The sequence below is a fragment of the Streptomyces sp. NPDC102462 genome, from assembly GCF_044765425.1.
Lineage (GTDB): Bacteria > Actinomycetota > Actinomycetes > Streptomycetales > Streptomycetaceae > Streptomyces.
The window spans coordinates 112,217-133,871 of record NZ_JBIWKB010000006.1 but is presented as its reverse complement, the minus strand read 5'-3'; the positions used below and the strand labels follow the sequence as shown (position 1 = coordinate 133,871).

The window sequence follows — 21,655 nt, the reverse complement described above, 5'->3', positions numbered from 1 at the left end:
TGACTGCCCACATGGGGCGGCGCCGCGAGCACGGCCACATGTGGGCGGCACCGTGACGATGGCCACATGTGTGCGGCGTCGTGGCACCAGGCGCCGCCGTTACATTGAGGTCCGGGTGACGTTCGGTGCTGCTGGTGCGCTGAAGACAACAGTGCACCTATGTGTCTGGTGTGCTTCCCGTGACATCTACCGCGGGTCCTGTGTGACCCTCAGCGGCCTTTTTAGGGGTGGATTACGTCGTGAGTCGTCGTACGTCGCATGCGTACAGACCGTTGAGCCTGAAGCGCCGGGTGTGGCTGACGCTGGGGGCGGTCGTCCTGGGCGGCGGAGGCGTGGTGACCTACGCCGTCGCCAGCCCCGCCGACGGACACGGAGCCGCGGCCCGCGCCAAGCGCCCCGCGAAGGTCTACGCGCTCGCCCTGAAGGGCGCCGCGAGCAACAAGCGGGAACTGGCACGGACCAGCACCCAGCAGTTCTCGATGCTCGGCGTCTCCTGGAAGGGCGCCGCCCAGCGGCTGGACGGGACCGCGCAGGTACGCACCCGCAGCCTGGCCACCGGCGAGTGGGGCGCCTGGCACGACCTGGAGGTGAACACGGACCCGCCGGAGGCCCCCGAGGCCGAGGCGCGCGGCGCCTCCGAGCCGCTGTGGGTCGGCCCCTCCGACGGCGTCCAGGCTCAGGTCGTCCGCAAGGACGGTGCGACCCGCGCGCTGCCCCCGGGACTCCAGGTCAACCTGGTCGACCCGGGCGTGGTGACCGACGCCGAGACGAAGTCCGGCGGCGACGCCGACCCGGCCGCCTTCGCCGTCGCGGAGAACCCCGACGCCACCTCGACCGACTCCGCGTCCCCGACGACGAGCGCGTCTCCCTCGGACTCCGCCTCCGCCTCCGCCTCCGCGTCGGCCTCGGCTTCCGCGTCGGCTTCCGCGAGCGCGTCCGCGAGTCTTCCCCCGGCGCCGCCGTCCACCGTGCCGCAGCCCTCGATGGTCTCGCGGGCCGGCTGGGGCGCCGACGAGTCCATCAGCCCCGACCCGTCGGAGTACAACGCGGACGTCAAGTCCGTGTTCGTGCACCACACGGACAGCGCCAACGACTACTCGTGCGCCGACTCGGCGGCGATCGTGCGGGGCATCTACACGTACCACGTGAAGACCAACGGCTGGAACGACATCGGCTACAACTTCCTGGTCGACAAGTGCGGCACCGTCTTCGAGGGCCGCAAGGGCGGTGTCGACCGGCCGGTGCTCGGCGCCCACACCTACGGCTGGAACCGGGAGTCCGCGGGCATCGCGGTGCTCGGCACCAACACCACCGTCAGCGCCTCGGACGCCGCGCTGACCTCGATCGCCCGGGTCGCGGCCTGGAAGCTCGGGCAGTACGGCGCCGACCCCGCCGGGACCGTGCAGCTGACCGCGGGCGCGACCCAGAAGAACTACTTCGGCACCAGCTTCACCGCGGGCACCAAGTACACCTTCCCGCGGATCTCCGCGCACCGTGACGGCTACAACACCCAGTGCCCCGGCAACGCGCTCTACGCGCAGCTGCCGACGATCCGCACCCTGGCGGCCGGTCCGGTGCAGGGCCTGAAGGTCTCCTCGGTCTCCGGCGCCACCCAGAACGGCTCGACGTACTACACCAAGGGCGCCGTCACCGTGAAGTGGTCGGCCACCACGCCGGCCTCGCTCATCTCCAAGTACCAGCTGCTGGTCGACGGCAAGACCGTCGCCACCCTCGCCGGCTCCGCCACGTCCGCCGGCACCACGCTGGCCGTGGGCAGCCACACGGTGGCCGTGCGGGCCGTGCACCAGTCCGGCAGGACGGCCACCAGCGCCTCGGTGAAGGTCGTGGCGGACACCACCGCACCCACCTTCACCAGCTCGCCGAAGCTGTCCCTGCGCACCGGCACCGTCAACACCACCGCCGTCCCGGTCACGCTCGGCTGGAAGGCGGCCGACGAGACCGCCCTGCGGCAGGTGAAGCTGCTGTCCCCGACGGCCGTCACCTTCGGCCCGACCACCACCAGCTCCAAGCGCACCGCCGCGTCCGGCTCCGCCACCACCTGGTCCATGCGGGCCTACGACTGGGCCGGCAACTACCGCACGTCCTCGCCCTCCTACACCCCCGTGATCCTCCAGGAGAGCTCCGCCACCAAGACCGGCACCTGGTCCACCCGCTCCAGCTCCAGCTACCTCGGCGGCAAGTCGTACTCCAGCTCCGCCAAGAACGCGAGCCTCACCTGGACCTTCACCGGCCGCTCCGCCGCCTGGGTGGTCTCCCGCGCCTCCGGCTCCGGGCAGGCGTACGTGTACGTCGACGGCACCAAGGTCGCGACCGTCGATGTGAAGTCGTCCAGCACGCTGTACCGACAGGCCATCTGGACCAAGACCTGGTCCAGCAGCGCCAAGCACACCGTCAAGATCGTCGTGGTCGGCACCAGCGGCCGCCCGACCATCACCACGGACGGCCTCGTCTACCTCAAGTAGCCGTCCTCAAGCAGCCGTCCTCAGGCAGCTGTCACCAAGGAGCCGTCACACACCGGTCGTACACGGTCCCGCGGAGCGCGTTCCCCGTGCTCCGCGGGACCGTTCGTGTGTCGCCCGGAAGGCCGGAAGGCGCCCGCGGGTGCGCGGTCAGCGCTTCAGGAGGTCGCGCAGCGCCGCGGTGACCGCCGCCGGGTCCTCCTCGGCCATGAAGTGCCCGCACGCCACGGTGCGGTGGTCCAGGTCCGGGGCCCAGGCCCGCCACAGGGCCGCCGCGTCATAGCCGAGGGCGGCGCCCCAGTCCTGCTGGAGCACCGTGACGGGCATGCGGAGCACGGCGCCCGCCTCCCGGTCTGCGCGGTCGTGCGCCACGTCGATGCCCGCGGAGGCCCGGTAGTCGGCGACCACGGACGGTACGGCCGCCCGCGCCGCCGCCAGATAGACCGCGCGCACCTCGGCGGGGATCGCCCCGGGGTCGCGGGTCCACACGTCGAGGAAGTGGCCGAAGAAGGCGTCCGGCGCGCCCGCGATCAGCCGCTCGGGCAGGCCCGGCGGCTGCGCCATCAGATACAGGTGGAAGGCGACGGCCGCCGAACTGCCGTGCAGGACCTCCCACATGTCGAGGGTCGGCAGGACGTCCAGCAGGGCCAGCCGGTCGACCGCCCCCGGATGGTCGAGGCCGGCCCGGAAGGCGACCAGCGCACCGCGGTCGTGCCCGGCCAGGGCGAACCGCTCATGCCCCAGGGCACGGGCCAGCGCGACGACGTCGGCGGCCATGGTGCGCTTGGCGTACGTCGTCCCGTCGGGGCTCTCGGCGGGCTTGTCGCTCGCGCCGTAACCGCGCAGGTCCGGGCAGATCACGGTGTGGTCGGCGGCGAGGCCGGCGGCCACGTGCCGCCACATCAGGTGGGTCTGCGGGAAGCCGTGCAGCAGCACCACCGGGGTGCCGCTGCCGCCGACGGCCGCGTGCAGGGCGACGCCGTCGGCGACGGGGACGCGGTGCGTTGCGAAACCGGGGATCGTGGTGTCGTGTGCATCCATGGCACCGAGGCTGCCGCCCGTGAATCAGCATCCGGTCAGTACGGCGCGGCACACGGCGGCGGGCGGCGGCACGGGGTGACGCGGCGGACACAGGGAGGCGGACGCATGGACCCGGTGGTGTTCCGGGTGCTCGGCGCGGTCGCGGCCGAGCGCGAGGGTGTCGCGGTCGCCCTGAAAGGCCCGCGTCACCGTGCGGTGCTGGCCCGGCTGATCCTGGCCCGCCGCCGGGTCGTGCCCGTCGACCGGCTGGTCGCCGACCTGTGGGAGGAACCGCCGCCGAACGCCGTCGGCGCCCTGCGGACCTTCGTCGGCGACCTGCGCCGCGCCCTGGAGCCGGAGCGTGCGCCGCGGGCGCCCGCCCGGCTCCTCGTCACCGAGGGACCCGGGTACGCGCTGCGCGCCGCGCCCGGCTGCGTCGACGCCCGGCGGTTCGAGGACGCCGTCGCCGACGCCGCCGCGCTGCCGCCCGAGCCGGCCCTGGAACGGCTCGGCGCTGCGCTCGCGCTGTGGCGCGGACCCGCCTACGCCGACTTCGCCGGCCAGGACTGGTGCCGGGGCGAGCGGGCCCGGCTGACCGAACTGCGGCTGCACGCGGTGGAGCGGCGGGCCGAGACGCTGCTCGCGCTGGGCCGGCCCGCCGAGGCGGTGCCCGACCTCGACGCGCACACGGCCCATCACCCCTGGCGAGAGCACGCCTGGCGGCTGCTGGCGCTTGCCCTGTACCGCACGGGCCGGCAGGCGGACGCGCTCGCCGTGCTGCGCCGCGCCCGCACCAGCCTGGCCGACGCGCTCGGCCTCGACCCCGGCCCGGAACTGCGCCGCCTGGAAGCGGACATCCTCGCCCAGGACCCGCGCCTGGAGGGCCCGGCCGAGCCTCCGGCGGCGGCCCGGTTGTGGGCGCGGGCGGCCGAGGCGTACGACCGGACGGTGGCCGCCGGCGCCCGGGCCCGGCTCGAGTCGACCGTCGGCCTGCTCAGGAACCTCGCGGTCACCGGCGGCGGCGGACTCGCCGAGTCCCGCGAGCACCGGCTCGCGGCCGTGACCGCGGCGGAGGAGACCGGCGACGCGGAGCTGACCGCCCGGGTCATCGGCGCCTTCGACGTGCCCGCGCTGTGGACCCGCGCCGACGACCCGCAGGCCGCGTCCCGCATCGTCGCCGCGGCCGAGCGCACCCTGGCGGCGCTGCCGCCCGACGAGTCGTACGAGGCGACCCGCTGCCGTCTCCTCGCCACCGTCGCCGTGGAGATGCGCGGCACCCGCTCGCCGCGCGGCCCGGCCGCCGCCCGCGAGGCCGAGCGGACCGCCCGCCGTCTCGACGACCCGGCCCTGCTGGCGTTCGCACTCAACGGCGTGTTCATGCAGTCCTGCACCCGCGCGGGCCTCGCCCCGGTACGGGACGCGACCGGCGCGGAACTCGTCGCCCTCGCCACCCGGCACGGCCTGGTCACCTACCAGGTGCTCGGGCATCTGATCCGGATGCAGGCCCGCGCGGCCCTCGCCGACTTCGCGGCGGCCGACGCCCACGCCGCCGCCGCGGACCGGCTGTCCCGGCGGCACGAACTGCCGCTCGTGGCCGTGTTCACCACCGGGTACGCGGCCCTGCGCGCCGCCGCCACCGGGACCCCGGCGCCGGCCGAGCGCGCCTACCGGTCCCTGTACGCGGCGCTCGCCGACTGCGGCATGCCGGGCCTCACGGCGGGCCTGGTCCCGCTGACCCGGCTCTCCCTGACCCTGCGTCCGGGCCGCCGCCCGAGCGAGACCGACGTCGACCTCGCCGAGGACTGGGGCCCCTACCGCCCGTGGGTCCGGCCGCTCGCCCTGCTGCGGGCGGGCCGCACCGAGGAGGCCCACGCGGCGCTACGGGCCCTGCCGGAGCCGCCGGCCGACCTGACGTACGAGGCGCTGTGCTGCCTGGCGGCAGCCGCCGCCCTGCACCTCGACGACCCGGCCCTGCGCACCACCCTCGCCACCCGCCTGACCCCGGCCACCGACGAGCTGGCAGGAGCAGCAACCGGCCTCCTGACCTTCGGCCCGACTTCCACCTGGACCGAAGCCCTACTGACCTGACAGCCGAGCGGGAGGTTGGCGCGAGGGCTGTTCTGCCGGTGGTCCGGCCGGGGGTCGGTGCGGGTGTGCTTGGTCCGTCTCCCGGCCCCCTTCCCCGCCCCCGCCGGACGCGCGTCGATGGCCCCCGCGCCGCGCAGCCCCACCGGCCCTCAGCCGAAGTCCGGCCCCACACAGGCCGTTTCACCTGAGGAGGGGGTGGAACGCCGGTGTGAGCGTGGCTGGTTCGGCTCTCCGTCGTGCTGTCCGCGTCTGCCGTCGGCCCGGTGGGCGTCGTCGGGGATGGCCGGCCATGGCCGAAGTACCGTGCTGGGGACGGCGGTTCGGTTAGTGGTCGGTTCGGGTTGTCGTTACCTTGTTGTCTGAGACACTGCACTCACGCCACAGGCGGCAGACTGATTCCGCGTCGTTCCGGGGGACCGTATGGACATCGAACTGGCCGATCTGCTCACGTCACTTCGGTCGGAGATCGACCGTGCCCGGCTGGCGGCGGCCGGCCAGGACGTACGGTTCCGGATCAACTCCATCGACCTGGAACTCCAGGTAGCGGTGGAGAAGACCGCCGAGGCCAACGCAGGCGTGCGGTTCTGGGTGGTGTCCCTCGGCGGCAAGGGCGGCGGCAAGTCGGCGCAGACGCACACGGTCAAGCTCAGCCTGGCCGCCGAGACGGACACCGGCGAGCAGGTCCTCACGGGCGACGACGTGTCGAGCCTCTTCCCCACCGGCTGACCGCTGGATGAGCTCGCTCGACAAACGCAGGGTCGCGCAGGTCGTCGTCAGACGGGACGGCACCATCGAGTACGGCTCGGGCTATCTGATCAGCGCCCGGCTGGTCCTCACCGTGGAACACCTGCTCGGCCCGGCCACGGACCCGGCGTGCACGGTGATGCTCGGCCGGGACAAGGAGGAGCTGCCCGCCACCGTGGTGTGGCGGGGCACCGGGCAGGACATGGCGCTGCTGCGCCTCGCCGAGCCGCCCGCGGGCCTCGGCGCCGTACCGCAGGTCGTCTTCGGCAGCCTCCCGGACGCGGTGGGCGGTGTGCCGTTCACCGGCATCGGTTTTCCCGCCTTCGCCCAGCGGGCCGCCTCGCAGCGGTTCGAGGGCTTCGACCGGCGGGACACCCACGAGGTCACGGGACGCGTCCAGCTCGGTTCCAACATGAAGTCGGGGCTGCTCGACCTCGCCATCACCTCGCGTTTCCCCCACGAACGGGGCCCCGAAGGCCAGGACGCCTGGCAGGGCATGTCCGGCACGGCCCTGTTCGCCCACGACAGGTTCCTGATCGGGGTGCAGTCCCACCGGCTGCGTGCCGCGGGGCCGAACAGCGCGGAGGCCCAGCCGGTGGCCGAGGCGCTGCGCGACCCGGAGTTCGTCGCCGTACTCGCCGACAACTTCGTACGGCCCAGCGCGGTGCCGCTCGACCCGCCCGTCCAGGAACCCGTGCGCCGGCTGCGGGCGGTGATCTCCCAGAGCGAACTCATCGAGGGCTTCAGCGACTTCGAGAAGAACCTCACTCCGGAACGGTTGCCGTTCGTCTCACCGGGCAGCGACAACGAGGCATCCCCGAAGAAGCTGCTGACCCGGCTGGTGATGTCCGAGGACCGGGGCGTGCTCCTGGTGGGCACGGCCGGCACCGGCAAGAGCCGCACCGGCCTGGAGGTGGGCCGGCTCGCGCTGGAACAGGGCTGGCGCGTGCTGCACGTGCTGCCCCACAAGGAGAAGGAGAAGGAAAACCAGTCGGTCATCGAGCAGATAGCCGACCAGGTCTTCGCCGAGCTGACCCCGGTCCTGCTGGTGGTCGACCTCAACGAGACCAGCCTCGACCTGCTGGCCCTGCGCCACCACCTGCTGCCCGAGGCCCGCCGCCGCGGCGTCCCCCTCGCGCTGCTCGCCTCCGCACGGCCCGGCTGGCTGCTGAAGGCCGATCGCGCCCTGGTGTACGAGCTGTTCGACGAGGTGAAGCTGCGCCAGGACGAACCGTTCCAGCGGCAGGTCACCGACAATGTGCTGCGGACGCTCGCCCCCACGGCCATCCGGCAGCTGGGCCGGGACCGGATGCTCGCGGTCAGCGGCGACCGCCCCATCGTCGCCCTGCTGATCGCCCGCGAGATCGAGCGCCGCGTCAACGCCGGGATGCTGTCCATGCCGGAGACGGCGGGCCTGCGGGCCGGCGGTGAACTGCCCGCCTGGCTGCACAGCCGGCTCAGCGAGGACGAACTCGCCGTGCCCGGCCGCCCGAACATCTACACCCCCGCCCGCGCCTCGCACGGCCTGGTGGCCGCGGCGGCCGCCGCCGCGGCCTGCCCGCAGGAACACGCGGAGGTCGTGGCGGCCGCGCACGCGGCGGTCGTCGGCGCCACCGGCGAGGTGCCCGCCGCCGCCGACGTGGTGGCGACGCTGGTGTCGCTGGGCTGGCTCGAGGACGAGGACGGGGTGCTGTCGGTCGCCCACGACATCGTCGCCGACCAGCTCGTCGAGTCGGTCATCCTGCCCGAGCCCGACTCCGCGCCGGACGTCCCCGGCACCCACGCCCTGCTCGCCGGCTGCCTCACCGGCGCCCGCACCGTGGGCCGCTTCGCCGTCACCATCGGCCGGCTCGTCAACGACCTGGTCCTCGCCGACCGGGCCGCCGCGAGCGCGGCCGTGCTCGACGCATGGTTCACCGCACACGCCACCGACATCGGCCGGCTGATGCGGCACGACTCGGACGTCGGCGGCTACGCGCTCGGCGCCATCTGCTCCGGACCGCCCTGGTCCGCCTCCGCCGTGCACAACTGGGGTCAGGTCGTCAGCCCGTGGCTCGCCGACCACGGCGCCGGCCACGACGCCCGGCACGTGCTCCACCGCGGACTGCGCCATCTGCCAGGCGACGGTGCCCTGCTGCTCGTACCCACCGCGCTGGCATGGCTGAAGACCCACGGCCTGACCAGCGAGGCCAACTATGTCGCGGGCCCGCTGCTCTCCCGCACCGACGTGCCGACCGAGGCCGTGCGGCAGGCCGTCACCATCGCGCTGTCCTGGCTCGACCGGCACACCACGCACGCCGGCGCCGGCTACGTCATCAGACCGCTGCTCGCCCGCGCCGATCTCACCCCCGACGACGCCCAACGGGTCCTTGCCGCCGCGTTCGTGTGGCTCGACCGCTACACCGCGACGCACAGCGCCGGCTATGTGCTCAGCACCCTCCTGCCGCGCGCCGACCTGAACGCCGCGGACGCCGGGCGGATGCTGTCGGTCGCCCTGGCCTGGCTCGACCACCACGCGACCGCGCCCGACGCCGGACACATCCTGCGGCCGCTGCTCTCCCGCGCCGACCTCGGCACCGCCGACGCGGGCCGGGCCGTGCGGGCCGCGCTCACCTGGCTGGACCTGCACGGCATCACCGACCGGGCCACGTTCGTCCTCGCGCCGCTGCTCGCCCGCACCGACACGGACGCCGACGCCGACGCCGCCCGGCGGGCACCGGCCGCGGCCCTGCGCTGGCTGGACCAGCACGCCACCACCGCGGAGGCCCGGTTCGTGCTCGGCCCGCTGCTCGCCCGCACCGACCTGGCCGCCGAGGACGCCGCCCAGGTGCTGGCCACCGCGCTGGCCTGGCTGGAGCGGCACGCCACCGCGGCCGACGCCGAGTCGGTCCTCAGCCGCCTCGTCCAGCGCTCCGGCCTGGCCGCCGAGGACGCCGCGCGGGTGCTGGCCGCAGCGCTGGTCTGGCTGGAGCGGCACGCCACCGCGGCCGACGCCGAGTTCGTCCTCAGCCGCCTCGTCCTGCGCACCGATCTCACCGCCGCCGACGCCCAGCGGGTCACCCGCGCCACCCTCGCCTGGCTCGACCAGCACACCACCGCCGAGCGGGCCAAGTACCTCCTCGGCCGCCTGCTCACCCTGCCCGGCCTCGCCGAGGCCGATGTGCGCCGGCTGGTGCTCGCCGCCCTGGCCTGGCTCGACCAGCACGCCGCCGACGACTCCGGGCACGTCCTCGCCCCGCTGCTCTCCCGCGCCGACCTCACCCCCGAAGAGGCCCGGCAGGCGGTGACGGCCGCCCTGACATGGCTCGACCAGCGCATGATCGGCGACGCCGGCTACGTCCTCAGACCGCTGCTCGCCCGGTCCGACCTCACCGCGGCCGACGCCCAGCGGGCGATCAGCACCGCGGTGACCTGGCTCGCCCACTACGAGACCACGCTGGGCGCCGGTTACGTCCTCAACGTCATCCTGGCCCGCGGCGACCTGACCCCCGACCAGGCCCGGCGGGCGCTCGCCGCGGCCCGCGTCTGGCTGGAGCGGCACACCGCCACACCCGACGCCGGCTACGTCTTCGGCCGGCTGCTCGCCCACCCCGACGTACCGCCGGGCGAAGCACAGGAACTGCTGCCCGCCGCCCTCGCCTGGCTCGGCGACCACTTCACCGCGCCGGAGGCCCGCCATGTCTTCGACGCCCTGGACTCCCGCACCGACCTCGGCACGGACGACACCCAGCGGTTCGCGTCGACCGTGCTGAGCTGGCTCGACCACCACGCCGGGACCCTGAGGGCGCAGTCCGTGCTCAACGCGCTGCTGGCCCGGAGCGATCTCACCGCCGAGGACGTCCGGCGGGCCGTCGCCGCGGCGCTGCTCTGGCTCGACAGCCATCTCGCCGGGCCGGGCGCCGGCTACGTACTCAAACCGCTGCTGGCCCGCGCCGACCTGCCGTACGACGCCGCCCGGCGGGCCGTCACCGCGGCCCTGGCCTGGCTCGACGACCACGCCACCGCACAAAGCGCCCAGTTCGTCCTGAACACCTTGCTCGCCCGCCCCGACCTGACCAGGTCCAGTGAAGTCCGCGGCGGTTCGACGGCGCCCCGAAGGGGCGCGGGGAACTGCGCGACCAGCCACGACGGTGCCGCAGACGACCGACGGCACAGCGCGGCATGTCCGGCGGAGCGCTCAGGCGCCGACGAGGCACCGCGGGCGCGGGCCGCCGCGTACCGCTGGCTGGACGAGCACGCGGCCCTGCCGGAGGCGCGGTTCGTCCTCGACCCGCTGCTGGCCCGCTCCGACCTCGGCCCGGAGGGCGCCCGGCGGGCCGTCGCCAAGGCCACGGCATGGCTCGGCCTGCACGCCGCCACGCCCGGCGCCGGCTACGTACTCGTGCCGCTGCTGGCCCGCGCCGACCTGCCCGAAGCGGACATCAGGCGGTCGGCCGCCGCCGCCCTGGTGTGGCTTGACCACCACGCCACCACACCGAAGGGCCGGTTCGTCCTCAACTCCCTGCTCGTCCGGGCCGACCTGCGGCCCGCCGCCGCCCAGCGGTCGGCCGCCGCCGCCCTGGCCTGGCTCGACCGCGGCGCCCTCGACCTCGCCGCCGGCTACGTACTCAAACCGCTGCTCGCCCGCGCCGACCTGACCGGCGAGCACGCCCGGCGGTCCGCGTCCGCCGCGCTCACCTGGCTCGACCGGCACACGCTCACCGTCGACGCCGCCTATGTGCTCGGGCGGCTGCTCGCCCGCACCGACCTCAGCGCCGAGGACGCCCGGCGCGCGCTGGCCGCGGCCTTCGCCTGGCTCGACGAGCACGCGTCCCTCACCGAGGCACGCTTCGTGCTGGACCCGCTGCTCGGCCGGCCCGAAGCGACCGCGGACCAGGTCCGGCGGTCCGCCGCCGTGGCGCTCGCCTGGCTGGACGGGCACGCCACCGCCTTCGGGGCCGGCTACGTACTCAAACCGCTGCTGGCCCGGGCCGACCGGCCGGCCGACGACGTACGGCGGGCCGCGTCCGCCGCGCTCGACTGGCTCGACCGGTATCCCGGCGCGCCGAGCGCCGCGCACGTGCTGCGACCGCTGCTCGAACGCACCGACCTCACGCCCGACCACGCCCGGCGGGCGGCCGTCGCCGCACAGCGCTGGCTCGCCGACCACGCGCCCGCCCCACGGGCCCGGTTCGTGCTCGGCCCGCTGCTCGCCCGCGGCGACCTGCCCGCCGAGAACGCCCCCGCGGTCCGCGCGCTGGCCCTGACCTGGCTGGCGGACCACGCCACCGTCGCCGGTGCGCCGATCGTCCTCAAACCGCTCCTGGCGGATGCCGGACTCGGTCCCGCCGACGCCGCGCGAACGGTCTCCTTCTCCTTCGCCTGGCTCGGCGAGCACGCGTCGGCGGCACGGGCCCGGTTCGTGCTCGGCCCGCTGCTGGCCCGCGACGACCTGTCAGCCGAGCAGACACGGCGGGCGATCGCCCTCGCCCTCGCCTGGCTGACCGAGCACGCCACGACGGACAAGGCCACGACCGTCCGCGACGCGCTGCGCGCCCGCCCCGACCTCACCCCCGACGAACTCGACCAACTGAACCACGCCTAGCGCTCCGCTGGGTGCCGTCGCTCGTCCGCGGCGCCGTTGTGGCTGGTCGCTCCCCCGAGTTCTCGGCTTCGCTCGAACAGGGGGGACCCCCATCGCGGCGGGGCCGCATATCGATACAGCCCCGCGGCACCCTTCGTGGCGGTGTCGGGCCGTCGGTCGTCCGCGGCGTCGTCGTGGCTGGTCGCGCAGTTCCCCGCGCCCCTTCGGGGCGCGCTGTCGAATCCCACAGCGCCAGGCCCGGGGCTGTCCCCCGTGCGAGCTACGTGCAGGTGTCCACTCAGTGGTGACGATCTCGGGCCGTCGGATCCCTAGCGTTCGGGGCAGCCGCGGCGCACGGGCCGCGGACCGGGTGAAGGAGTGTTCATGAGGCTGGTCTGGCAGCTCGTGGCCGTCGCGGCGGTCTCGTTCGTCGGCGGGCAGGGCGTCACCGTGGCGCAGGACAAGAGCCCGTGGCTCACGCTGGTCGTCGGCGTCCTGACCGCGGTGGTCGCGGTGCCCGTCTACGGCTGGGTGGTACGGCGCACCGAGCACCGCCCGGTCACCGAGGTGGCCCGCGCCGGTGCCGGTGCCGCGATCGCCCGGGGAGCGGTGATCGGGGTGCTGCTGTGCGGGGCCGTCCTCGCGAACCTCGCCTTCCTCGGCCACTACCGGGTGGACGGCCTGGGCTCGCCTGCCGGTGCCGTCGGCCTGTTCGGCTTCATGGCCGCCGCCGCGGTGACGGAGGAACTGCTCTACCGCGGCGTCCTGTTCCGCATCATCGAGGAACGCACCGGAACGTGGCTGGCGCTGACCCTGACCGGTGCGCTGTTCGGCCTGTCGCACCTGCTCAACCCGCACGCCGACCTGTGGGGTGCCGTCGCCATCGCGGTCGAGGCCGGCGGCATGCTCGGGGCCGCGTACATCGCCACCCGCAGCCTGTGGGTGCCGATCGGCCTGCACTTCGGCTGGAACTTCGCCGTCGGCGGCATCTTCAGCACTGAGGTCTCCGGCAACGGCACCCCGCAGGGACTGCTCGACGCCGCCACATCCGGTCCGAAGCTGATCAGCGGCGGCGACTTCGGCCCTGAAGGCAGCCTGTACACGGTGGTGTTCGGCGTGCTGATCACGATCGCGTTCCTGTGGCTGGCCCGCCGCCGCGGCCACCTGGTGCCCCGCCGCCGGCGCACCGACCGGGCCGCCGCCGCCGTTACACTCGCCCGGTGATCAGCCTCAGGCGACCCGCCCGGCCGCGCGGCGGGTTCGACGTCACGGCCTGGTATCCGCTGTTCGGCCCGCTGCTGTTCGCCGCGTCGCTGGTGCCGGCGTTCCACAGCCACGGCACCCAGCTCGGCGGCCTGCCACCCCGCCCCCTCGATGTGCTCGCCGTCCTGGCCATCGCCCTGGAATGCCTGCCCCTGGCGGTGTCCCGGCGGTGGCCGGTGGCCTGTCTGGCGCTGGTGTCCGCGGGCTTCGCCGTGGATCAACTGCGCGGCTACCACTCGCTCGCGGGCACCGCGCTGCCCCTCGCACTGCTGGGCGTGGGCTCCCGCCTGGAACGGCACCGGCGCGCCACCGCGCTCGGCTTCTCGGCGGCGTACGTGCCGCTGGCCGTCGCCCTGTACCGGCTCGGTACGGGCGAACCGGCGGGCGAGTTCGTGATGTTCTACCTGGCGCTGGCCCTCGCCTGGGGCATCGGGGGCTGGCTGCGCTCGGCGCGGGCCGCGGAGGCCGAACGCCGCCGCCGCGTCGCGCAGGACACCCGGACCGCCGAACGCGCCCGTATCGCCCGCGAGTTGCACGACGTGGTCACCCACCATGTGACCGCGATGGTGGTACAGGCCGAGGCGGCACGCTATCTGACCGCCGCACCCGACCGCCTCGACCAGACCCTGACCGCCGTCACCGACACCGGCCGGCGCGCCATCACCGACCTGCGCCACCTGCTCGACCTGCTCAACCCCGACCACGGCACCGGGGCCAGAACCCCGTCGGCGGGCCGGCTGCGCACCCTGGTGGACCAGACACGCGAGGCGGGCCAGCCGGTGGACTTCACCGAGGACGGCACCCCCGCCCAGGTGACCGGCAGCGCCGACCTCGTGGCCTACCGGGTGGTCCAGGAAGCACTCACCAACGCCCTCAAGTACGCGTACGGCAGCCACACCGCCGTACGGGTCCGGCACACCGAGAAGGAGATCACCGTGGAGGTCAGCACGGACGCGTCCGCCGCGCAGCCGGCCGCACCGGGCGGCAGCGGACGCGGCCTGGCCGGCCTGCGGGAACGCGTCGACGTCCTGGGCGGCGACTTCAGCGCCGGCCCGGAGGCCGGCGGCGGCTTCCTGGTACGGGCCCGCATACCCGCCGGGAACCCCTCATGACCGCCCCGATCCGCGTCCTGGTCTGCGACGACCAGATGCTCGTCCGCACCGGCCTGGTGACCATCATCGACGCACAGCCCGACCTGGAGGTCGTCGGGGAGTGCGCCGACGGGCGGGCCGCGGTCGACCTCGCCGGCCGGCTCCGCCCGGACGTCGTCGTCATGGACGTCCGCATGCCCGTGCTCGACGGCATCGAGGCCACTCGCCTGCTGGCCGGCGCCGGCGTCCCCCACCCCGCGAAGGTCCTCGTGGTGACCACGTTCAACCTGGACGAGTACGTCTACGAGGCGCTGCGTGCCGGCGCCAGCGGCTTCCTCCTCAAGGACGCGCCGCCCGCCCAACTCCTGCACGGCATCAGGACCGTCGCCACCGGGGCGGCCCTGCTCGACCCCGACGTCACCCGCCAACTCGTGGGCCGCTACGCCGCCCGGATCCGACCCGCCGAGGGCGGCGGCACGAACGGCATCCCCCTGACCCCACGCGAACTCGAGGTGCTCCGGCTGATCGCCGACGGCCTGTCCAACAGCGAGATCGCCGGAACCCTCCAGATCAGCCCGGAAACCGTGAAGACCTTCGTCTCCCGCATCCTCACCAAACTGGACCTACGCGACCGGGTCCAGGCCGTCGTCTACGCCTACCGCCACGGCCTCGCCACCTGACCCACCCAGCACGCCCACCCCGGTCCTTGACACATGCGCCACCGCGCCTGCTGCCCGGGGGTTCCCTGATGAGCTACCGCCGGAGTCGGTGCCGCAGGTGGCTTGCATGATGACGTGTCGGATGTGCCTGAGGTGCGGTGCCGATCCCCGCCCCGGCCGCCCGGCGTCCCGTCCGTCAGGCTGCAAGTGGGGCCTCGGCCCAGACGACGATGGGGCCGAGGGCGGCAAACCCCTTGCCGCGCCTGCCGCCGGACCGGTTCCGGTCCCGGCGACGTGACCCACCCCCGGCTCCCGCCCAACTGGCCCACGCGGCCTCCTGGGTTGACGCGCGCGCCAGCTGCCGCCCAACTGGGCTAGCGGTGGTGGGTGCTGGACTGGGACGTGACGTGTTGGATGGCCTTGATGGCGATGTCGGGGCGGTCGACGTGGATGTAGTGGCCGCTTCCCGCCGCGGTGCTGAGCCTGCTGTGGCGGGACAGGGCACGCCACCGGCGCTGTCCGTCGGACCACATCCGTTCCAGCGCGGGCCCGTATCCGGGAACCGAGTCGTACTGCTTGTCATGCTTGACGATCTCCACGGGTATGTTCCCGGCGGAACGCACCTTCGCGTCGGTGATGACGAACTTCTCCGGATTCTCGCCCTTGTTCACCGCGAGGGTCTGCGCCCGCAGTTCCGCGGCCAGCCCGGTCGCCGATTCGGGAATCACCCTCGAAATGTCGCCGGTCAGTGCCGGTATCGTCGCGTCGAGGAGCACCAGCCCCTTGACCCGGTCCTGATGGTCGGGTGCGTACCGGGCGGCGATCAGCCCGCCGAGCGAGTGGCCGGCCAGGACGACCGGACCGTCACCGGCGATCCGGTCGAGCACCGCGGTCAGTACCCTTCCGCTGCTCGCCGGTGTCTGGAGGCCGTCGGGCCGGTCGCTGGCGCCTTCGCCGAGCCGGTCGTAGGAGCAGACCCTGTCCTTCTTGCCCAGGGTCTTCTGCAGGTCGGCCATGGTGTCCAGCCCGTCGCCGCCACCGGCCATCAGGACGACGAGCGGCCTGCCGTCCGCCGGACGTCCGGAGCAGGAGACGTTCACCGAGTGGCCCGCGGCACGGATCTTCTTCGTCCCGGTGAACGGATCCCCGTGGGCCTCTCGCGCGGTCGTGGCGGACGCCGGCTGCGACTGCGTCCGGGCGACCTCCGCGCAGGCGACGATCCCCGCGCCGGCGACCGTACAGCACAGCGCCGCCATGGCGGTCGCCCTGATTGCGCGCATCATTGAGCCCTCCCGAAAGACAGTGAACCGGTGGCTGACGGCGGCGGTGCGACACATGCTCGGCACCGCATCCCGTACCGGGCCCCGCGCCGGGTTTCCCGGCCGGAGCGCCGCTGCCACCACTGAATCTATGGATCGGGCGGCCCGGATTCGTCACCCTGTGGCGGGTATCTGCGCGTAGCTCCCAGGAGGGACAGCCGCACAGGGCCGGCCACGCCGGTTCGGCCGACCACCGCGGGGGCACCCGTGCGGCCGACCCCCGCCGCCCCCTCCGTGGGGCGACCCGCCGGGCCGGGAGGGCGGGGCGTCGGCACGGGAACCCCCGGCGGGTGCGTCAGGAGGGCGGGCAGCCGAACCAGTGCACCGTGCCGTTACCGGAGGTATAGCCCAGGCATCTGACGGTTCTGCCGTGCAGGGTCTCCGTGCGGTCGACCTTTCCGTTCAGGTAGTCCATCTCGTGATGGGTCTGCACGAGCGTGTCGATCTCGATGGTGTACCAGCGGCGCTTCTCGTCCGGCAGGTCGCACCGGTGGCCGATCACGTCGGTGCTCGGCCCACTGCTCCACATGATCCGTTCGGCGCGTTCGCAGTGCGCCCTGCCGCCTGCGCCGCCTGCGCCTGCGGTACCGGCGCCGGCGCCGAGCAGGGCAGCCGCGCCGGTGGTCACCGCCGCGGTGGTGCCGAGCAGGCGCTTGAGAGTGATGTTCATCGATCGTCCTCCATGGTGACCGTAGGGAGAGGAGAAGTCACCTGGAGTGATAGTCACATCGATCCGGAAGGGTCGGCTCGGCGGCCGGAGGCGCAGTCCGCCGACCCGGTGACGCCGGTGACGCCAATGCAGCACCGGACTGCCGCACCGACCGGGCCTGACGGCGGGCACCGGCGAGGTTGTTGCGCGCGGTCACGGTGTCGGGGTGGGCGTCACCCAGTACCCGCTCGAAGCCGGCGACGGCGGACTCGTACAGCGGCATGGCCCGTGCCGGATCCCCCGTGTTCTCGTAGGCGATGGCGAGACTGGCGCGCGTGCGCAGGGCGGCGGGGTGGGCGGGGCCGAGCAGCCGCTCGCGCTGGGCGAGGGTGGCCTCGTACAGCGGGACGGCGCGCGCCGGCTCGCCCGCCGCCAGGTAGGCGCCGGCGAGGTTGTTACGGAAGGTCAGGGTGTCCCGGTGGGTGGCGCCCAGCACCCGTTCGGCCTGGGCGAGGGCGGTCTCGTACAGCGGGACGGCGCGCGCCAGGTCGCCCGCCGCCCGGTAGGCGCGGGCGAGGTTGTTGCGGCTGGTCAGAGTGGCGGGGTGAGCACCGCCCAGCACCTGTTCGCGCTGGGCGAGGGTGGTCTCGAACAGTGGTACGGCGCGCGCCAGGTCGCCCACCCTCATGCAGGCGAGCGCCAGATTGTTCCGGCTGGTCAGGGTGGCCGGGTGGGTGGCGCCCAGCACCCGCTCGCGCTGCGCGAGGGTGGCCTCGAACAGCGGGACGGCCCGCTCCGAATGCCCTGCCTCGCTGTAGGCGAGGGCCAGGTTGTTGCGGCTGCGCAGGGTGGCGGGGTCATCGTCGCCCAGGACCCGCTCGCGCTGCGCGAGGGTGGTCTCGAACAGCGGGACGGCCCGCCCCAGATCCCCCGCGTCCTGGTGGGCACCGGCGAGATTGTTGCGGGCGGTCAGCGTGTCGGGGTGGGCGTCGCCCAGCACCCGCTCGCGATGCGCGACGACGGCGGTGCGCAGCGGGACGGAGTCGGCGTTGCGGCCCTGTCGGTCAAGGTGGTGGGCCGCATCCTCGTACAGGTCGGCCAACTGGGCTGAGACCGGGCGCTCGGGCGGCGCGGACGCGGCCAGGGCGAAGACGTGGGGGAGGAGGCGTTCCCAGCGCGCGTCCCGCTCCGGCCCCACGGCGTGCGCGTCGGGCATGGCGTGGCACAGCCCCTGCTCGGCCTCCTGCCGGCCCTTGACGGCGGTGCGGGATGCGGCGGTGGCCCGGATGCGGAGCACGGTCTGCACCAGGCGGTGCACGGTGAGACCCTGGCGGTCGGCGGTGAAGGCGATCATGTTGTAGGCGTGCAGGACACCCAGCGCGTCGCCCAGCGCGACCGGGTCGGGGGCCACCGGAGCGAGGAGCGTCCGGGGGAGGTCGTCGGGCGCCAGCCACGCCATCGTGTGGAGCAGCCGGACGGCCAGCGGGTCACGGCCCTCGATGGCGCTCAGCGTGTGGTTCCAGACGCGGGCGATCGTACGTTCCGGATCCGTGCCGTCCGCCGCTCTGTCCACGACCCGGCCCAACAACCGCCGATATGCGTCCAGTTCGATGCCGGTCTGGTGCAGATAGGCGCCCGCCTGCTCCAACGCCAGGGGCAGGTACCCGAGTTCCGCGGCCAGCTCTTCGGCCTCACGGCGCTGTTCCGCGGTCGGCGACCGCCCCGGCCCGAGGGCGAGGGCGCACAGCAGGTCCGCGGAGGCGTCCGGGTCGAGCAGGCCCAGGGCCATGGTCGGGGCGATGTCGTGCCAGCCCGTCGCCTTGCGGCTGGTGGCCAGATGATGCCCGTCGGGCAGTGACCCGAGGCAATGCCGCAGATCCTTCGGGTCCGCCACATTGTCGAAGACGAGCAGCCAGCCCGGATGCCATTGCAGCCAGAGGATCGCCCACGCCGCCCGTTCCGGCACGCCCACCGCAGCCGCCCACTGCGGGCACAGCCGTAGTGCCAGGGCGGCCAGGCCCGTGGTGATCTGTTCGGCGGACTCGGCGGTGATCCACCACACGAGCGTGTACTCGCTCCGGTACTCGTGGGCGTAGCGCAGCGCGAGGGAGCTTTTCCCGATCCCGCCGAGCCCGTGGATCGCCCGGGTCCGGGACGCGGACGGGGTCACCGCGGCCTCGCCCTCCCGGGCCAACAGCTCCCGCAGCCGCGCCAGTTCCCGGCCGCGGCCCATGAACACCCCGGACGCCGATCCGGGCAGATTCGCCGCCCCGGGCGGCGCGTTCACCTCACGCGCCCAGCGCACCGCCTCCGGCGGAAGCATCACCACGCGGGCGCCGTCACCGGTGATCGCCACCTCGATGCCGCCGCCGGCCGCGACCGATCGAGGGCCGGACGCCTGGGGTCCGCCCGGCGGCGCCGGATGGGGCCCGCTCACGGCCCGAGCGTGGTGTTGTCACCGGTGACTGCGGTACCGATCGTCTGGGCCGCGATGGACCGCTCACCGGACGCCGTCACCGTCACCGGCCCGTTCACGGGTAGCAACGCGGCGAGTTCGCGCAGCAGTTCGGCGTCCTCGCGTACCGTCCGCCTGATCTGCTGGCGCAGCGCGGCAGCCGCGTCGGTGTCCTCGGCGTCCTCGGCCGCGTCCTGTACGGCCGCCTCCAGCTCGGCACGTCCCTGCTCGTCCCGGCGCCGCCACACCGCTTGCAGCATGCGCCGCCCCACGTTCGCCGTCGCCTCGACCGCGGCGTCCTCGGTCCGGGCCAACACCCCCGCGCCATAGGCACCGAGGGCCGCCGTCAGATACGGGCCCGCCTGCCCCATGAACTGCACGATCTCCGTGCTCATCCTCAACTCCTCGGCCCGCGAACCGACTCGTACCGCAAACCCAGCGTACGGAAACGCGTCCGCAGCCCAACAACCCCCAGAAGCACCGCACCGCCCCCGAGCCCCAGGCCAAGTCCTCCAAGGGGCTGCTCTGGTGGGGGAAGGCAACCGTCAGGAGGGGCCGGTACCGGCCCGGTCCGCGGCGGTTGGGAAAGCCGCTGGACGGCCGCGACGACGGAGACACGGCGGGCCGCCACGGACGGGCGCGGACAGATCGGCGCCCGCAATGCCGAGGCGCGCACGCCCACTTGGACCTGACACCGGCCCCGCCCGTGACACCGCCTGCCGTGGTTGTGACCGCTCACCCTTGCCGTGACCGCCGCCCTTGCCGTGACCGCTCGCCCACGCCGTGACCGCCTGTCCCGACCGAGACGGCCCGCCCCCGGCCGGGGCCGCGGGCCGGGGCCGCGCACCGTCGCTCGGTCGGGCCCGTTCCACGGGGGACCGTCACCGAGGGCTCACCGGCGGGTGGACACGTACCGGGAGCGGCCCCGTGTCGCCATCGCGACGCCCGTTCCGATTCCCGCGATCACCAGGCCGATCCCGCCGAAGACCAGGGGCAGCAGCCACAGTGAGGCGAACCCGTTGATCCGCGCGTCCTCGGGGGAGTCCGCGCGGTACAGCACCTCGACCCCGTCGCCCTCCTCGTGCGCCGGCGGGTTCGCACCCGTGTCGCTCCGGAACGTCCTGCGTATGCCGTCCGCCGACACGAACTCGACCACCGGGTACGCCACGGGTTCCTCACGCACCCGCCTGGTGCGCGATACGCCGCCGCTGTCGCTCCGCTGCTCGTACCGCCAGTCCAGGCCCACCACCGTGCCCCGGGCGTGCTCCGCAGACGCCAGGAACGACACCGACATCCCCGTCAGGACCAGCCCGATGCCCAAGAACAGGGCCCCGAACGCGATGGCCCCCCACACGATCCACCGGCGGGCCCCCAGCCCGCCCGTCAGAACCTTCACGGCATCCCTCTCACCTGTACGGAGTGAGTACGGACGCTATCCCAGCCACCCCACCGCCCACGCCCGGCCCCAGGCCCCGGCCCGGAACCGCGGCCCACCCCAACCGGCCGACCACGATGCCCCGTTGGGAAACGGCGTCACCACAAGCACCGGCCCCCGCCCCGTTCCCTTGCCACGGGGCGGAGTACGGAGGGGAGGTTCAGGAGACCGTGAAGTGCTGGACGGCGGAGTTGACGCTGCTGCCGGAGCCGTAGTGGCCGAGTGCGTACACCTGGAGATCGCAGGAACCGGTGCGGCTCGGACGCCAGGTGACGGTGCCGGTCTCGCCGGCGAGCCGCTGCCAACTGGTGGAGCCGCAGTCGCCGTAGAACCGCCATTCGTAGCCGCTGAGTCGGTGGTCCTTGTCGGCCTCGGCGGGTGCCACGTCCACCACGAAGTCCCGAGTCCTGCGCGTCGGCCACCGCCTGCCAGCCGACCCGCACGGTCGCCGCGCTCACCGTGGCGGTGACGGACCGCGGCGCGGCCGGGGCCGTCCTGTCGACGGTGGTGGCGCCCGCGTCGGCGGTGCCGGAGGACTCGTTGCCCGCCCTGTCGTAGGCGCGGACCTCGTAGGGAACCGGACCTCACCGGCAGCGGACTGCCCGCGCTGGCTACGGGACGGAGCAGGCGCTGGAGAAGGTGGCAGAACGGGTGCTGGAGCAGTTGGCAGAGCAGGCCGAGCGGCACCGCCCGCCTGCGCCGGTCGCCGCCCGCCGACGTGCCGCGCCGGCCGCTGAGACGTGCTGAAGCACCTCTGCCCAGTGCACTTGATCCCCCCGATCACGGGGCACACCGCCCCGCCAGATCGTCCGTCACCCCGGCGGCCCACGGCAACCCCTTTGCCCGCGTACGGGCTCGGCGCGGGTGCGCCCGGTCTTCGGCGGACCGC

Annotated in this window: 15 protein-coding genes; 8 read left to right on the top strand and 7 right to left on the bottom strand. The window is 74.1% G+C overall.

The features are described from left to right. Positions 1–278: 278 nt before the first annotated feature. Entirely contained in the window at positions 279–2,483 is a 2,205-nt protein-coding gene (locus tag ACIRFL_RS07740; protein ID WP_404025303.1) for an N-acetylmuramoyl-L-alanine amidase, read from the top strand. Between the two features lie 147 nt (positions 2,484–2,630). Here the strand turns inward: ACIRFL_RS07740 and ACIRFL_RS07735 are convergent, their stop codons facing one another. Further along, positions 2,631–3,521, bottom strand: a complete 891-nt coding sequence (locus ACIRFL_RS07735; RefSeq protein WP_404025085.1) for an alpha/beta fold hydrolase — start codon at positions 3,519–3,521, stop codon at positions 2,631–2,633. Between the two features lie 105 nt (positions 3,522–3,626). Between ACIRFL_RS07735 and ACIRFL_RS07730 the strand changes: the two genes are divergently transcribed. The 6 genes from ACIRFL_RS07730 (at position 3,627) to ACIRFL_RS07705 (ending at position 14,929) form a co-directional block, all read left to right on the top strand. Further along, positions 3,627–5,588: a BTAD domain-containing putative transcriptional regulator gene (locus tag ACIRFL_RS07730; protein WP_404025083.1), complete on the top strand. Its 1,962-nt coding sequence runs from the start codon at positions 3,627–3,629 to the stop codon at positions 5,586–5,588. A 420-nt stretch (positions 5,589–6,008) separates the two neighbouring features. Beyond that, positions 6,009–6,314, top strand: coding sequence for a trypco2 family protein (locus ACIRFL_RS07725; RefSeq protein WP_351742983.1), 306 nt, complete (start codon positions 6,009–6,011; stop codon positions 6,312–6,314). 7 nt (positions 6,315–6,321) lie between these two features. Continuing rightward, on the top strand, positions 6,322–11,916 hold the full coding sequence (locus ACIRFL_RS07720; RefSeq protein WP_404025081.1) for a trypsin-like peptidase domain-containing protein: 5,595 nt from the start codon (positions 6,322–6,324) through the stop codon (positions 11,914–11,916). Between the two features lie 363 nt (positions 11,917–12,279). Next, the gene (locus ACIRFL_RS07715; RefSeq protein WP_404025079.1) at positions 12,280–13,119 is read left to right on the top strand and encodes a lysostaphin resistance A-like protein; all 840 of its coding nucleotides are present in this window, start codon (positions 12,280–12,282) and stop codon (positions 13,117–13,119) included. Further along, positions 13,116–14,270, top strand: coding sequence for a sensor histidine kinase (locus tag ACIRFL_RS07710; RefSeq protein WP_404025076.1), 1,155 nt, complete (start codon positions 13,116–13,118; stop codon positions 14,268–14,270). The genes ACIRFL_RS07715 and ACIRFL_RS07710 overlap by 4 nt, the downstream gene beginning before the upstream one ends. Beyond that, positions 14,267–14,929, top strand: coding sequence for a response regulator (locus tag ACIRFL_RS07705; RefSeq protein WP_404025074.1), 663 nt, complete (start codon positions 14,267–14,269; stop codon positions 14,927–14,929). Before ACIRFL_RS07710 ends, ACIRFL_RS07705 begins: the two co-directional genes overlap by 4 nt. A 353-nt stretch (positions 14,930–15,282) precedes the next feature. Here the strand turns inward: ACIRFL_RS07705 and ACIRFL_RS07700 are convergent, their stop codons facing one another. The 6 genes from ACIRFL_RS07700 to ACIRFL_RS07675 form a co-directional block, all read right to left on the bottom strand. Beyond that, positions 15,283–16,191 carry an alpha/beta fold hydrolase gene (locus ACIRFL_RS07700; RefSeq protein ID WP_404025071.1) on the bottom strand — a complete coding sequence of 303 codons (909 nt, stop codon included), beginning with the start codon at positions 16,189–16,191 and terminating at the stop codon, positions 15,283–15,285. Between the two features lie 331 nt (positions 16,192–16,522). Next, on the bottom strand, positions 16,523–16,897 hold the full coding sequence (locus ACIRFL_RS07695; RefSeq protein ID WP_404025068.1) for a hypothetical protein: 375 nt from the start codon (positions 16,895–16,897) through the stop codon (positions 16,523–16,525). A gap of 37 nt (positions 16,898–16,934) precedes the next feature. Then, positions 16,935–19,313, bottom strand: coding sequence for a tetratricopeptide repeat protein (locus ACIRFL_RS07690; protein WP_404025066.1), 2,379 nt, complete (start codon positions 19,311–19,313; stop codon positions 16,935–16,937). Continuing rightward, positions 19,310–19,726, bottom strand: coding sequence for a hypothetical protein (locus ACIRFL_RS07685; RefSeq protein ID WP_404025063.1), 417 nt, complete (start codon positions 19,724–19,726; stop codon positions 19,310–19,312). The genes ACIRFL_RS07690 and ACIRFL_RS07685 overlap by 4 nt, the downstream gene beginning before the upstream one ends. A 497-nt stretch (positions 19,727–20,223) precedes the next feature. Further along, positions 20,224–20,727, bottom strand: coding sequence for a DUF3592 domain-containing protein (locus ACIRFL_RS07680; protein ID WP_404025062.1), 504 nt, complete (start codon positions 20,725–20,727; stop codon positions 20,224–20,226). Positions 20,728–20,926: 199 nt separating this feature from the next. Then, entirely contained in the window at positions 20,927–21,157 is a 231-nt protein-coding gene (locus ACIRFL_RS07675) for a hypothetical protein (RefSeq protein ID WP_404025061.1), read from the bottom strand. Here ACIRFL_RS07675 and ACIRFL_RS07670 point away from each other — a divergent pair. Then, positions 21,145–21,324 (top strand): hypothetical protein, encoded by a 180-nt coding sequence (locus ACIRFL_RS07670; protein WP_404025058.1) that lies wholly within the window; start codon positions 21,145–21,147, stop codon positions 21,322–21,324. The two genes, ACIRFL_RS07675 and ACIRFL_RS07670, sit on opposite strands and share 13 nt — an antisense overlap. Positions 21,325–21,655 lie beyond the last annotated feature (331 nt).